The organism is Streptomyces sp. NPDC056169 (assembly GCF_042268445.1).
GTDB lineage: Bacteria > Actinomycetota > Actinomycetes > Streptomycetales > Streptomycetaceae > Streptomyces.
This window is the reverse complement of record NZ_JBHJUO010000045.1, coordinates 1-11,568: the sequence shown is the minus strand read 5'-3', so window position 1 is coordinate 11,568 and position 11,568 is coordinate 1. Positions and strand designations below refer to the sequence as shown.

At 71.8% G+C, this 11,568-nt stretch carries 10 protein-coding genes; 5 read left to right on the top strand and 5 right to left on the bottom strand.

The features are described 5' to 3' along the window. Positions 1–88: 88 nt before the first annotated feature. A complete protein-coding gene (locus ACFC0G_RS39350) occupies positions 89–1,042 on the bottom strand; it encodes an SMP-30/gluconolactonase/LRE family protein (RefSeq protein WP_376413583.1) in 954 nt (317 codons plus the stop codon). A 107-nt stretch (positions 1,043–1,149) separates the two neighbouring features. Here ACFC0G_RS39350 and ACFC0G_RS39345 point away from each other — a divergent pair, with 107 nt between their 5' ends. Continuing rightward, positions 1,150–1,611: an Lrp/AsnC family transcriptional regulator gene (locus ACFC0G_RS39345; RefSeq protein ID WP_376413581.1), complete on the top strand. Its 462-nt coding sequence runs from the start codon at positions 1,150–1,152 to the stop codon at positions 1,609–1,611. 34 nt (positions 1,612–1,645) lie between these two features. Here the strand turns inward: ACFC0G_RS39345 and ACFC0G_RS39340 are convergent, their stop codons facing one another. Further along, positions 1,646–2,698, bottom strand: coding sequence for a M4 family metallopeptidase (locus ACFC0G_RS39340; RefSeq protein WP_376413579.1), 1,053 nt, complete (start codon positions 2,696–2,698; stop codon positions 1,646–1,648). Between the two features lie 383 nt (positions 2,699–3,081). Between ACFC0G_RS39340 and ACFC0G_RS39335 the strand changes: the two genes are divergently transcribed. Continuing rightward, complete coding sequence (locus ACFC0G_RS39335; RefSeq protein WP_376413577.1) at positions 3,082–4,215, top strand: isopenicillin N synthase family dioxygenase; 1,134 nt, start codon at positions 3,082–3,084, stop codon at positions 4,213–4,215. Here the strand turns inward: ACFC0G_RS39335 and ACFC0G_RS39330 are convergent. Continuing rightward, positions 4,194–5,294 carry a citrate synthase 2 gene (locus ACFC0G_RS39330; RefSeq protein WP_376413575.1) on the bottom strand — a complete coding sequence of 367 codons (1,101 nt, stop codon included), beginning with the start codon at positions 5,292–5,294 and terminating at the stop codon, positions 4,194–4,196. The genes ACFC0G_RS39335 and ACFC0G_RS39330 overlap by 22 nt on opposite strands. A gap of 272 nt (positions 5,295–5,566) precedes the next feature. Between ACFC0G_RS39330 and pdxH the strand changes: the two genes are divergently transcribed. Beyond that, positions 5,567–6,193 (top strand): pyridoxamine 5'-phosphate oxidase, encoded by a 627-nt coding sequence (pdxH, locus tag ACFC0G_RS39325; RefSeq protein WP_376413585.1) that lies wholly within the window; start codon positions 5,567–5,569, stop codon positions 6,191–6,193. Positions 6,194–6,453: 260 nt separating this feature from the next. On the opposite strand, the gene iscB is transcribed toward pdxH, so the two are convergent. Then, the gene (gene iscB, locus ACFC0G_RS39320) at positions 6,454–7,806 is read right to left on the bottom strand and encodes an RNA-guided endonuclease IscB (protein WP_376413573.1); all 1,353 of its coding nucleotides are present in this window, start codon (positions 7,804–7,806) and stop codon (positions 6,454–6,456) included. Positions 7,807–8,424: 618 nt separating this feature from the next. On the opposite strand from iscB, the gene ACFC0G_RS39315 reads away from it, so the two are divergent. Continuing rightward, entirely contained in the window at positions 8,425–9,774 is a 1,350-nt protein-coding gene (locus tag ACFC0G_RS39315) for a PAS domain-containing protein (protein ID WP_376413571.1), read from the top strand. A 29-nt stretch (positions 9,775–9,803) separates the two neighbouring features. On the opposite strand, the gene ACFC0G_RS39310 is transcribed toward ACFC0G_RS39315, so the two are convergent. Further along, positions 9,804–10,559 carry an SIS domain-containing protein gene (locus ACFC0G_RS39310; protein ID WP_317598090.1) on the bottom strand — a complete coding sequence of 252 codons (756 nt, stop codon included), beginning with the start codon at positions 10,557–10,559 and terminating at the stop codon, positions 9,804–9,806. 150 nt (positions 10,560–10,709) lie between these two features. Between ACFC0G_RS39310 and ACFC0G_RS39305 the strand changes: the two genes are divergently transcribed. Next, on the top strand, positions 10,710–11,399 hold the full coding sequence (locus tag ACFC0G_RS39305; protein WP_376413568.1) for a metal-dependent transcriptional regulator: 690 nt from the start codon (positions 10,710–10,712) through the stop codon (positions 11,397–11,399). The last annotated feature ends 169 nt before the right edge of the window (positions 11,400–11,568 follow it).

The following is an 11,568-nucleotide window of genomic DNA, read 5'->3' as shown; positions in this document are numbered from 1 at the left end:
CTACGACAAACGAGCCCGCCACTACAAAGCCCTGGTCACCCTCGCCTGCCTGCGGCTATGGCTCCCCAACTGACATTGCGGACACCCCCTAGGGCCTGTCCAGCCAGGGGCGGCGGCCCGGGCCCGTCGGGTGGGTGCCCGTGGCGCCCATGACCACCGAGTACAGGCTGGTCTCCGCGGTGATGAAGAGCCGGTTGCGCTTGGCGCCGCCCCAGGAGATGTTGGCGACCGCCTCGGGGACGTTGAGCCGTCCGATCAGGGTGCCGTCGGGGTCGTAACAGTGCACCCCGTCGTTCATCGCGGCGGCCCAGAGCCGGCCGGCGTCGTCGAAGCGGAGGTTGTCGAAGCGGGCGTTCTCGCGGGTCGACGCGTCGGCGAAGACCTTGCCCTCGGACAGCGTCCCGTCCTCGCGCACGTCGAAGACCCGGATGAAGCCGGCCCGGGTGTCGGACACGAACAGCTGCCGCTCGTCGTGCGAGAAGACCAGCCCGTTCGGCGCGGCGAAGCAGTCGGCGACCAGCCGCACGTCACCGGTGGCCGGGTCGATGCGGTAGACGTTGTTGGCGCCGATCTCGCTCTCCGCGCGGTAGCCCTCGTAGTCGCTGGTGATGCCGAAGTCCGGGTCGGAGAACCAGATCGAGCCGTCGGACTTGACCGCCGCGTCGTTCGGACTGTTCAGGCGCTTGCCGTTCCACCGGTCCGCCAGCACGGTGACGGTGCCGTCGTGTTCGGTGCGGGTCACGCGGCGGTTGCCCTGCTCGCAGGTGATCAACCGGCCCTCGCGGTCGAGGGTGTTGCCGTTGGTGTGCCCGGCGGAGCGGCGGAAGACGGCGACGGCGCCCGTCTCCTCGTCCCAGCGGAGCATCCGGTCGTTGGGGATGTCGCTCCAGATCACCTGCCGCCAGGCGGGCACGTAGATCGGCCCCTCGGCCCAGCGGCAGCCGGTGTAGAGGACCTCCAGTGCGTCGTCGCCGTTCATGCACCGCCCGGTACGGAACCGGTCGTCGAGCATCTCGTACAGCCCAGGGAGCTCGCTGGTCATGGAGCCCGTCCCTTCCCACCCACATCGCGTACCGAACAGGATCTGGTCTATGGGGAAGATTGCAGGATGAGCTACGGTCAATGCAAGAAGATCGCGAATGGAGAGTTGTGGATCACGTAGATCGCGCCCTGCTGGCGCAGCTTCAGCAGGACGCCACCCAGTCCTACGCCGCCCTGGGCCAGGCCGTCGGCCTCTCCGCCGGCGCCGCGCACGAGCGCGTGCGCAAGCTGCGGGAGCGCGGCGTCATCCGGCGCACCGCCGTCGACGTGGACCCGGCGGCGGTGGGCGGCGCCGTCCTCGCCTACGTGATGGTCGACTCGACCGCCTGGATGGGCGATTCGGCGCGGGACTTCGCCGCGCTCCCCGAGATCCTGGAGGCGCACATAATCGCCGGCAGCGCCTCGGTGCTCGTGAAGGTGAGGACGGCGACCACCGAGCAGCTCCAGGACGTGCTGCGCCGGATCTACGCCATCGAGGGAGTCAGCGGGACGCAGGCCACGGTGGTCCTGGAGACCTTCTTCGAACGCCCGGTCGACCCGCAGATCACCGGGGGGCCGGAGGCGCTTTAGCGCGCCGCAGCCCCCCGCGATCAGAGCACCCGGATCACACCCCCGGGATCTCCCGCGCCCGGAACGCGTCCCGGACCGCCGCCGCCGCGCTCTTGCCGTACATCCGTTCCGCCGTCGCGACCGTCGTCAGTGCCGCGTCGCGGAAGCTCGTGTCGGGTGCGAAGCCGAACTGGGCGTTGACGATGATCCGGTCGGCGGTCCGGGCGCCGAGCGCGGTGCGGATGTCGAGGAGCGCACGGGACCAGATCTCGCCGTCCGCGTGGACCTCGCCCTCGCGGTCCGCGTACGTCTTCGTCCCGTCGATCCGCCGGAGGCAGTGCGGCGCCGCGCTGTAGCCGGTGGAGTCCCAGTCGCCGACGCAGGCCGTGTCGGCCTTGACCGGCCAGCCGTACTTCGCGGCCGCGTTGGTGCCGACCTCGACGGCCAGGTAGTCGCCGAAGGCCTCGCCGATCGCTCCGGACTCGGCGTTCGTGCCGAAGCCGGGGACCTGGGCGTCGTGGACGGCGTGGCCGTACTCGTGGACGATCACCTCCGCGTCCTCGGCGTCGTCGACCCCGCCCTTGCCGAAGCGGATCTCGTCCTTCTTGTCGGTGAAGAAGGAGTTGTCGGCGCCCCACTGGTTGAGGCGGACCGGCTGCACCCGGTCGTTCGCGCCGGGCAGCTCGGTGCCGAAGCCGAGGCCCTGGAGGTACTCCTGCGCCTCGTTGACCCAGAAGTACGCCATGACCTGCTCGAACTGGTCGTCGGAGCGGTCGTACGAGCCGGCGGCGGCGACGGTGGCGGGCTTGCCCGTCTCGGAGCGGACCGCGGCCCACTTTCCGGACAGGCCGCCGCTCGCGTCGAGGTTCCGCAGCGTGACGGTGGCGTAGGCGGAGGCGGGCACGTCGCTCGCCGCGTCCTTGTGGTCGGCGAGGGACTGGTCGCCGGAGGACTGCACCGGGTTCACCATGAAGACCCGGGCCTGCGGCAGCGCGGCCGCGGCGGCCCCCGGGGACGGGAGCAGGGCGGCGGCGGCCGTGCCGGCGACGGCGATCGCGGCGGCCAGGCCGCGGGAGGTGCGGCGGGTGCGGCGGGTGCGGGGAGTCATGGACATCCTCCTGCGATGGGGTGCTGCGACGGGAAGGTTGGCATGCGCGTGACATGCGTGGCGGTGATCTTCGCGTACGCCCACCGTTTTGGCCAGAGTCCGGAAAGCGCGCAAGCCAGGACCGGGAGCGTGACGCGGACCACACCCCGCGGCGGCCCGCCGCAGTACGCTGTTCGCATGCCTTCGCTCGTACGCCGTCGCCACGTGGACTTCGTCCGCGTCACGAGCATGAGCTGTCGCCGCTCCGCCTGACCCCCTGACCCCCGGGCGCCACACCTCGCCCCCGGGTCCCTCGCTCAGAGCCCAAGCCCGACCGGCACCCGTGGCCCCCGCCCCACCCCTGGCGGCCGCCCGGGCACCCCGTAGACCCCGCGGACGCACCCATGACTCGCAGCTCGTACTCCCTTCAGCAGCCGAACCGCAGCGCGCGCTCCCACGAGCCGGTGGACGGCTCGCGGATCCACCCCACCTACGCCTCGCAGCTCCCGATCGTCGACCTCTCCGCCGCCGACCGAGGCCCGCAGGCCCGCCGCCTGCTCCACGCGCAGCTGCACTCCGCCGCCCACGACGTCGGCTTCTTCCAGCTCGTCGGGCACGGCGTGACCGAGGCCGAGACGCGGGCCCTCACCTCCGCCATGCGCGCCTTCTTCGCGCTGCCCGAGGCCGACCGGCTGGCCCTCGACAACATCAACTCCCCGCACTTCCGCGGCTACACCCGCATCGGCGACGAGCGCACCGCCGGCGCCCGCGACTGGCGCGACCAGCTCGACATAGGCGCCGAACGCCCCGCGCACGCCCCCGCGCCCTGGGAAGCCCCGTACTGGTGGCTCGAAGGCCCCAACCAGTGGCCGGCCGCGCTCCCCGAGCTGCGGACCGCGGCCCTGCACTGGATCGACCGCCTGAGCGCGGTCGCCGAGCGACTGCTCCACGAGCTCCTGACGTCCATCGGCGCGCCCGCGGACTTCTACGACGACATCTTCGGCTCGCGCGCCCACCCGCACCTCAAGCTGGTGCGCTACCCGGGCAGCAGCGGCGAGGGCGACGACCAGGGCGTCGGCGCGCACAAGGACTACGGCTTCCTGACACTGCTGCTCCAGGACCAGGTCGGCGGGCTCCAGGTGCAGCGGGAGGACGGGGACTTCCACGACGTGCCGCCGCTGCCGGGCGCCTTCGTCGTCAACCTCGGCGAGCTGCTCGAAGTGGCCACGAACGGCTACCTGATCGCGACGAACCACCGGGTGGTCTCCCCGCCCGGGGCGACCGAGCGGTACTCCGTCCCGTTCTTCTACAACCCGCGGCTGGACGCCCGGATCGCGTCGCTGACCTTCCCGTACGCCTCCGCGGCCCCGGGCGTCACGGCCGACCCGGCGAACCCGCTGTTCGCCGAGTACGGCCGGAACGAACTGAAGGGCAAGCTCCGGGCCCACCCGCTGGTGGCGGCCCGCCACCACGCGGACCTGCTGCTGCACCCGGAGGCGTACCCCGCAGAGGCGACTCAGCCGGCGATGTCGGCGTAACCCTCGATCGAGCGCGGGTCCCGCTGGCCGGGGCCCGTGTAGCGGGCCGACGGGCGGACGAGACGGCCGGTGCGCTTCTGCTCCAGGATGTGCGCCGACCAGCCGGCCGTACGGGCGCAGCTGAACATCGACGTGAACATGTGCGCGGGGACCTCGGCGAAGTCGAGGACGATGGCCGCCCAGAACTCGACGTTCGTCGCCAGGATCCGGTCGGGGCGGCGGTTGTGCAGCTCTTCCAGGGCGGCTTTCTCCAGCGCGGCGGCGACCTCGTAGCGCGGGGCGTCCAGCTCCTTGGCGGTCCGGCGCAGGACGCGGGCGCGCGGGTCCTCGGCGCGGTAGACGCGGTGGCCGAAGCCCATGAGTCGCTCGCCCTTGTCGAGGGCCTGCTTCACGTACGCGGTGGCGTCGCCGGTCCGCTCGATCTCCTCGATCATGCCGAGGACGCGGGAGGGCGCGCCGCCGTGCAGCGGGCCGGACATGGCGCCGACGGCGCCGGAGAGCGCGGCGGCGACGTCCGCGCCGGTGGAGGCGATGACGCGCGCGGTGAACGTGGAGGCGTTCATGCCGTGCTCGGCGGCGGAGGTCCAGTAGGCGTCGACGGCCTTGACGTGCTTCGGGTCGGGCTCGCCGCGCCAGCGGATCATGAACCGCTCGACGACGGACTGCGCCTTGTCGATCTCGCTCTGCGGGACCATCGGCATGCCCTGGCCGCGCGCGGACTGGGCGACGTACGAGAGGGCCATGACGGCGGCGCGGGCGAGGTCGTCGCGGGCCTGCTCGGCGGAGATGTCGAGGAGCGGCTTGAGGCCCCAGACGGGCGCGAGCATCGCGAGCGCGGACTGCACGTCGACCCGGATGTCACCGGAGTGCACGGGGATCGGGAACGGCTCGGCCGCCGGCAGACCCGGGTTGAAGGCGCCGTCGACGAGCAGGCCCCAGACGTTGCCGAACGAGACGTGGCCGACGAGGTCCTCGATGTCGACGCCTCGGTAGCGGAGGGCGCCGCCCTCCTTGTCGGGTTCGGCGATCTCCGTCTCGAACGCGACGACTCCCTCGAGCCCGGGTACGAAGTCGGACATCAGGCGGCTCCTCTATCGATGATCGATCAACCGTGCGGTGGTCGATGGTGGGGAATCAACAGTCATCCAGCGGAAGAGTCTGTACGGTTCCGATGATGCGGGGAAGCGTGACATCCGGCACACTGCGCCGATTCGGCGAGAGAGGATTAGGGCCGGGCGGTGCCGGGCAAGCTCAGGTGCTGCGGCAGGATGACCTCGTGACCGATCCCGTGTACGACGCCACGAACGATCCCGTGACCGATCCCGTGAACGACGCCCTGGATCCCGCCGACATGCGCGAGCAGTACCGCACCACGGAGCTGTCCGTCTCGGACCTCGCCCCCGAGCCGATCGCGCAGTTCTCCCGCTGGTTCAAGGAGACCGCGGAGAACCCGGCGATCCACGAGCCGAACGCGATGGTCGTGTCCACCGCGACCCCCGACGGCAGCCCGTCCTCCCGGACGGTCCTGCTGAAGCACTACGACGCGGCCGGCTTCGTCTTCTTCACCAACTACAGCTCCCGCAAGGGCGAGGAGCTGGCGGCCAACCCCCGGATCGCGCTGCTCTTCCCCTGGCACCCGCTGGCCCGCCAGGTCATCGTCACCGGCCGCGCGGTCCGCACGGGCCGCGACGAGACGGTCGCCTACTTCCGCACCCGCCCGCACGGCTCCCAGCTCGGCGCCTGGGCGAGCCACCAGTCCTCGGTGATCGCCTCCCGCGAGGAACTCCTCACCCGCTACGAGGAACTGGAGACCCGCTACCCCGAGGGTGAGCAGGTCCCGGTCCCGCCGGAATGGGGCGGCATCCGGGTCGTCCCGGACACGATCGAGTTCTGGCAGGGCCACGAGAACCGCCTCCACGACCGCCTGCGCTACGTCCGCGAGGACGAGACCTGGCGAGTGGAACGCCTCGCTCCCTGAGCGCCGGAAAGCACCGGAAAGCTCTGGAGAACCCCGGAGACCCCGGAAAACGCAGACGACCCGTGAGCCTTGGTCCCGTCCGCCTAGGTTCGGACAGGAGCCGGCCGGACTTACCGGCGACTCACGGGTCGGGTGACTGCGTTGTTCTTCGGCAGTTCGGCCTGCCGAGGTGCACAGAGTGCGACGGCAGGCCTTAGCCCGCAGTCACCTCGCTGGTCCGGTACGAAATCACTTCCGGATCACCTCCTTTCATGCGTGACTCACACGTTACGAACCCCGCGCAGAGCGCTCAACCGATTTATTTCGACGATCTCGGGTTCGCCGCGCCAGGTGTACGCGAACCCGTCGTTCCGCTGGAGCAGGCGCAGATTCTCGTGGGACGCGTTGAACCGCCCGAGAGGCGTGGCGATGCTGTGCCGACCCGTACTGCGGACCGATACCCGACCGGTCCGGACTCCTGCCCAGCGGCCCTTCAGCACGGTGGCCCGCACGAGATCGCCGCTCGCGAATCCCTGGTGCCGCTTCCGGCGCGGCCGCACCAGCCGCGGAAAGCCGTAGCGGTCCGGGGTGGTGCGGGCGTAGGAACCGCGACCCGTGGACGCGAAGACGTGCACGGGGGTGGCGATACGGACGAGGGTGTCCGTGGCGCCCGAACCCAGCGGTCCCACGCAGAGGGCGTCGAGCGTGTGGGACTTCGCCAGTCCCGCGGCGGTGCGATTCGCCGAGGTCAGGGACGCGGGCCAGCAGTGCACCGGCAGGCCCGTCTCTTCGAGCAGCAGGAGGAGCCGTACCTTCGTCGCGTTCATGGCGGCCGCGTCGGCGCGGGGGGACCGCAGACGGCTCAGGACGTCGGCCAGGCGTGCGGGCCGATGGGCCAGGAACTCCTCGACGGGACGGGCGGCTTTGGCCTGATTGCAGGGCACGCACGCGAGGAGGAGGTTGGCGGGGCGGTCGGTGCCACCGCGGGCGCGGGCCCGGACGTGGTCGATGTCGAGCGGGACGCCGGACGCACCGCAGTAGGCGCAGCTCTTGCCCGACCGGACGGCTGAGCGTGCGTGGCCGTCGAGCGCCCCCTTTCGCTCCGCCGCGCTGAGGGCGGGGATGTCGAAGGAGTTCTCCTCGATGTGGATCCCGACGACAGGGGCGTACCGGCGAAGACGGGCGACGACCGAGCGGACCGAGTCGACCCGGTGCCGCAGCGAAGGTGCGAGCCAGCCCGGCCGACGGACCCGATGCGCGAACCGGGGAGGCCGGTACCGGAGCCCCGCCCGTCGTCTGCGCCGGTACCCGGCGCGGCGCACCATCGCCTGATGGATCAGGGGCCCACGGTGCCGCAACTCGATCGCCACCAGTCCCCGGCGGACCGTGGCGACGCTGCCGTCCGGGGACGTCTGTCGCCGCGTCTCGGTGAGCGCGAGGCCCGTACCGCGAGAACCGGGGTCGATCCGCAGCTCGACGCCCGAGACCTCGGCGTCGATGCGTCTGCGGTCCTTCAGCCGGATGGTGAAGGGCGTGTGGCGCGCCACTGCGGCTCGCCCACGGGCCAGCAGGGCACGCGCGCGTGCCGGATGGCACGGCATGAGAGGCAGCCCGTCCCGCGCGAGGACGAACACGCGAGGGCTGCCGCGTCCGGTCTGTGCCTGTGGGGCGTCACCGCCCCTGTTCTCTGCCTGTTCGGCGTGACGCCGACGAGCCCGGGTGCTGTGCCCGTCGGTCTCCCCTCGCCCATGTCCCCGGCCGGTGCCTCGCGTGTCCGAGAGGCGTCCGCGAGCCGTTTCGTCCCTGCTCCCAGGGGTGTCTGCGCTCGCGGATTCCAGAGCAGGCTGCTGAGGAAGCACAGCCTGGTGGGTCTTCCGGCCTGCCGGGAACGTAGTCATCGAAGGCACCCTCTCTCGATCCGATGATCACGACGACTGGGGCTGGTCACTCTGATTCCGCGCGGGAATCCGGCTTTCGCCGAGGAGCGAGTGACCTCACGAGTCCGTGCGAACAGCCTAGGGAGAGCCCCCTGAGGGCCCGCCCCCGAGAAGCCTGAGTGTGGCCTGCGTCACAAGTTTGCGGAGCGGGCGAGCTGCGGCTGGGAACTGTGCGGTGTGGCACTGGGGTGTCGGCGGGGCGCTCGGTCGTCATGCCCGGTTCGTCATCTGTTTCCGGGGCGCAGCGATTTCCGTGAAGGTGGTGTGCTCTGTGTCACGTTCCAGTTGAATGGGCGCAGCATGGGGGGTACCGGGATGAGTGCTTTCACGGGGGCCGCGAGTGATACCGCCTCCGTTCCGGGGGCCGGGGCCGATCTGTTGGCCGCGTTGCTCGACGGGATGGACGCGGCGCTCTGCGCCCTGGACGCCGACGGGACGATCACGCACTGGAACCGCGAGGCCGAGCGGATCCTCGGCTGGTCCGCCGGGGAGGCCGTCGGGCGGCGCGGGTTCGGGGGGTGGGCGGCGCGCAGTGCGGACGCCGAGGAGATCCTCGGGCGGCTGATGGGGGTCATGAAGGGCCCCGGCCGGCAGGTCCACGAGCTGGCGCTGCTGCGCAAGGACGGCGGGCGGGTGCTCGTGCGGAGTCAGGCCGCCGGGGTGCGCGGCGCCGACGGCGCGCCTGCGGGTGTCTACTGCGCGTTCAGCGAGGTCCACGTACAGCTCGATCTGGAGCGTTCGGTCGCCCTGAGCGAGGCGCTCTTCGAGGACGCGTCCTGGGGTGTCGTCCTCGTCGACGCGGACCTGCGCCCCGCCGTCGTCAACGGTCACGCCGCCCGCGCCTTCGGCACGGGGCGTACGGCCCTGCTCGGGCGTCCTCTCGGCGATGTCGTCGTGCACGGCGCCGAGGAGCTGGAGGGCGCGCTCCAGCACGTCCTGGCGGAGGGCACGCCGCCCGCGCCGGCCGACGTGTGGGTGACGCTGCGGACCGCTTCGGGCGAGCGGCGCCGGTGCTGGCGCAGCGGCTTCCTGCGGCTGTCCTCGCCGATGGCGGAGGAGCCGGTGCCGCTGGGGGTGGCCTGGCTGTTCCAGGACGTGACGGACGAGCGGCTCGCGGTGCGCGAGGCGGACCGGCTGCGGTTCCGGTGGAGCCAGCTGCACCGGGCGGGCGCGGCGGCCTCCGAGTGCGAGGACCCGGAGGAGGCGGTGACGGTCCTGCTCGACTTCTCCCTGGCCGGTTTCGCGGACCACGCCCTCGTCGACCGGGTCGTGGGGGAGCGCCGCCTGACCCGCGCCCTGGCCACCCCGCCCGGCGCCCCCGGCCCGTCGTCGCCGGTCGTGGGCGGCGGCATCCCGCTGCGGTACGGGCCGCGGCATCCGGCGTTCCAGGCGTGGGACCGCGCGGGCTCGGTGCGGGCGAGCGCGGGCCGTACCGCCGAGGTGTGGGCCGAGGCGCACCAGTGGCCCGGGGACGCGGCCCACGCCCTGTGCGTGGTCCTGCGGACCCGGGGCCGGACGCTCGGCGTCCTGACGTTCCTGCGTGCCGCGTGCCGCCCGGGCTTCGAGCGGGAGGACGTGACGTACGCGGAGACGGTGGCGTCCAGGGTCGCGGCGGAACTCGGCGTCGGCCTCGGCGGCGGTGTCGGCGTACTCGCGGTGGAGTGACGGCCGCCGACCCCCCGACCCGTACGGGCTCAGTGCCGGAAGAAGATCCGGTCGCCGTACTCCGTCATCACGCGGCCGTTCCACTCGTGCCCGCCGTCGACGTTCCCGGAGCGCAGCAGCGGCGGCTCGATGCCCCGGCGTACGAGCTCCTCGGCCGCGGCGGCCATCGTGGCCTGCATGAGCGCGCTGGTCACGACGGTCGACGCGGGCGCGAACGGCGCCTCGATGCCCTCGTGGGTGAGCTCCGCGTCGCCGATGGCGATCCTGGAGTCGAGGACGATGTCGCAGTGGTCCTTGAGGTACGACCCCGAGACGTGCCGCGACTTCGTCTCCGTCGCGTATGCCACGGAGGTGACGCCGATGACGGTGAGGCCGAGCGCGCGGGCGTTCATGGCCATCTCGACGGGCAGGGCGTTGCGCCCGGAGAGGGAGATGATGATCAGGACGTCCCCGGCCTTGGCGGGGGAGGAGTCCAGGACCGCCCCGGCGAGGCCGTCGACGCGCTCCAGGGCCGAGCCGAGCGTGGCGGGCATGACGTCGACGCCGACGACGCCGGGGACGGCGAGCAGGTTCATCAGGGCGAGGCCGCCGGCCCGGTAGACGACGTCCTGCGCGGCGAGCGAGGAGTGGCCCGCGCCGAAGGCGAAGAGCCGGTTGCCGTTCGCGACGGCCTCGGCGATCGCGGCCCCGGCGGCGGCGATCTCTTCGGAGTCCCCGTCTCGGACCTGCTGGAGCAGCCCGATCGCGGCGTCGAAGAACTGTCCGGCCAGCTTGCTCTCGCCCATCGTGGCGGCTCCTTCTCGTCGTGGTCGCGGCTCACGGTGCGGTCTGGACCATTGCTCTGTCAATACCGCCTCACCCGTGTGCGGCCCGGTTGTCGGTGCGATGCGTCAGAATTGGGGCAGGGCCAGCGCACGACTCATCGAGGGGCACGTATGTCCGGACTGATCGACACAACGGAGATGTATCTCCGCACCATCCTCGAGCTTGAGGAGGAAGGTGTGGTCCCTATGCGTGCCCGGATCGCCGAGCGGCTCGATCAGAGCGGCCCCACGGTGAGCCAGACAGTGGCCCGGATGGAGCGCGACGGCCTGGTGGCCGTGGCGAGTGACCGCCATCTGGAGCTGACGGAAGAGGGCCGTCGTCTCGCCACCCGCGTCATGCGCAAGCACCGGCTCGCCGAGTGTCTGCTCGTCGACGTGATCGGCCTGGAGTGGGAGCAGGTCCACGCCGAGGCGTGCCGCTGGGAGCACGTGATGAGCGAGGCCGTGGAGCGGCGGGTCCTGGAGCTGCTGCGTCACCCGACGGAGTCGCCGTACGGGAACCCGATCCCGGGCCTTGAGGAGCTGGGTGAGAAGGCGGAGGCCGAGGCCTTCCTCGACGACTCGATGGTCTCCCTCGCCGACCTGGACGCGAGCGGCGGCAAGACGGTCGTCGTGCGCCGGATCGGCGAGCCGATCCAGACGGACGCCCAGCTGATGTACACGCTGCGGAGGGCGGGCGTGCAGCCCGGTTCCGTGGTGTCGGTGACGGAGTCGCCGGGCGGTGTCCTCGTGGGCAGCAGCGGCGAGGCCGCCGAGCTGGACGCGGACGTCGCGGCGCACGTGTTCGTCGCGAAGCGCTGAGGCTGTACGGAGCATCTGAGCATCTGAGTACGCGTACGGAGACGAGGGGCGGGCCCCCCCGGGGGGGGGGGGCCCCCCCCCGTTAGGGTTAAAGGGGACAAAGGACAAAAGAGAAGAAAAGCAAACAACCGCCAGGGGCCCCCCGGGAGACCCGAAAAGACACCCCCCC

Excerpts from the sequence above, each read along its gene's own strand:
- ACFC0G_RS39350 (WP_376413583.1), bottom strand. The coding sequence starts at position 1,042 with ATGACCAGCGAGCTCCCTGGGCTGTACGAGATGCTCGACGACCGGTTC.
- ACFC0G_RS39340 (WP_376413579.1), bottom strand. The coding sequence starts at position 2,698 with ATGACTCCCCGCACCCGCCGCACCCGCCGCACCTCCCGCGGCCTGGCC.
- ACFC0G_RS39335 (WP_376413577.1), top strand. The coding sequence starts at position 3,082 with ATGACTCGCAGCTCGTACTCCCTTCAGCAGCCGAACCGCAGCGCGCGC.
- ACFC0G_RS39330 (WP_376413575.1), bottom strand. The coding sequence starts at position 5,294 with ATGTCCGACTTCGTACCCGGGCTCGAGGGAGTCGTCGCGTTCGAGACG.
- pdxH (WP_376413585.1), top strand. The coding sequence starts at position 5,567 with ATGCGCGAGCAGTACCGCACCACGGAGCTGTCCGTCTCGGACCTCGCC.
- ACFC0G_RS39315 (WP_376413571.1), top strand. The coding sequence starts at position 8,425 with ATGAGTGCTTTCACGGGGGCCGCGAGTGATACCGCCTCCGTTCCGGGG.
- ACFC0G_RS39310 (WP_317598090.1), bottom strand. The coding sequence starts at position 10,559 with ATGGGCGAGAGCAAGCTGGCCGGACAGTTCTTCGACGCCGCGATCGGG.
- ACFC0G_RS39305 (WP_376413568.1), top strand. The coding sequence starts at position 10,710 with ATGTCCGGACTGATCGACACAACGGAGATGTATCTCCGCACCATCCTC.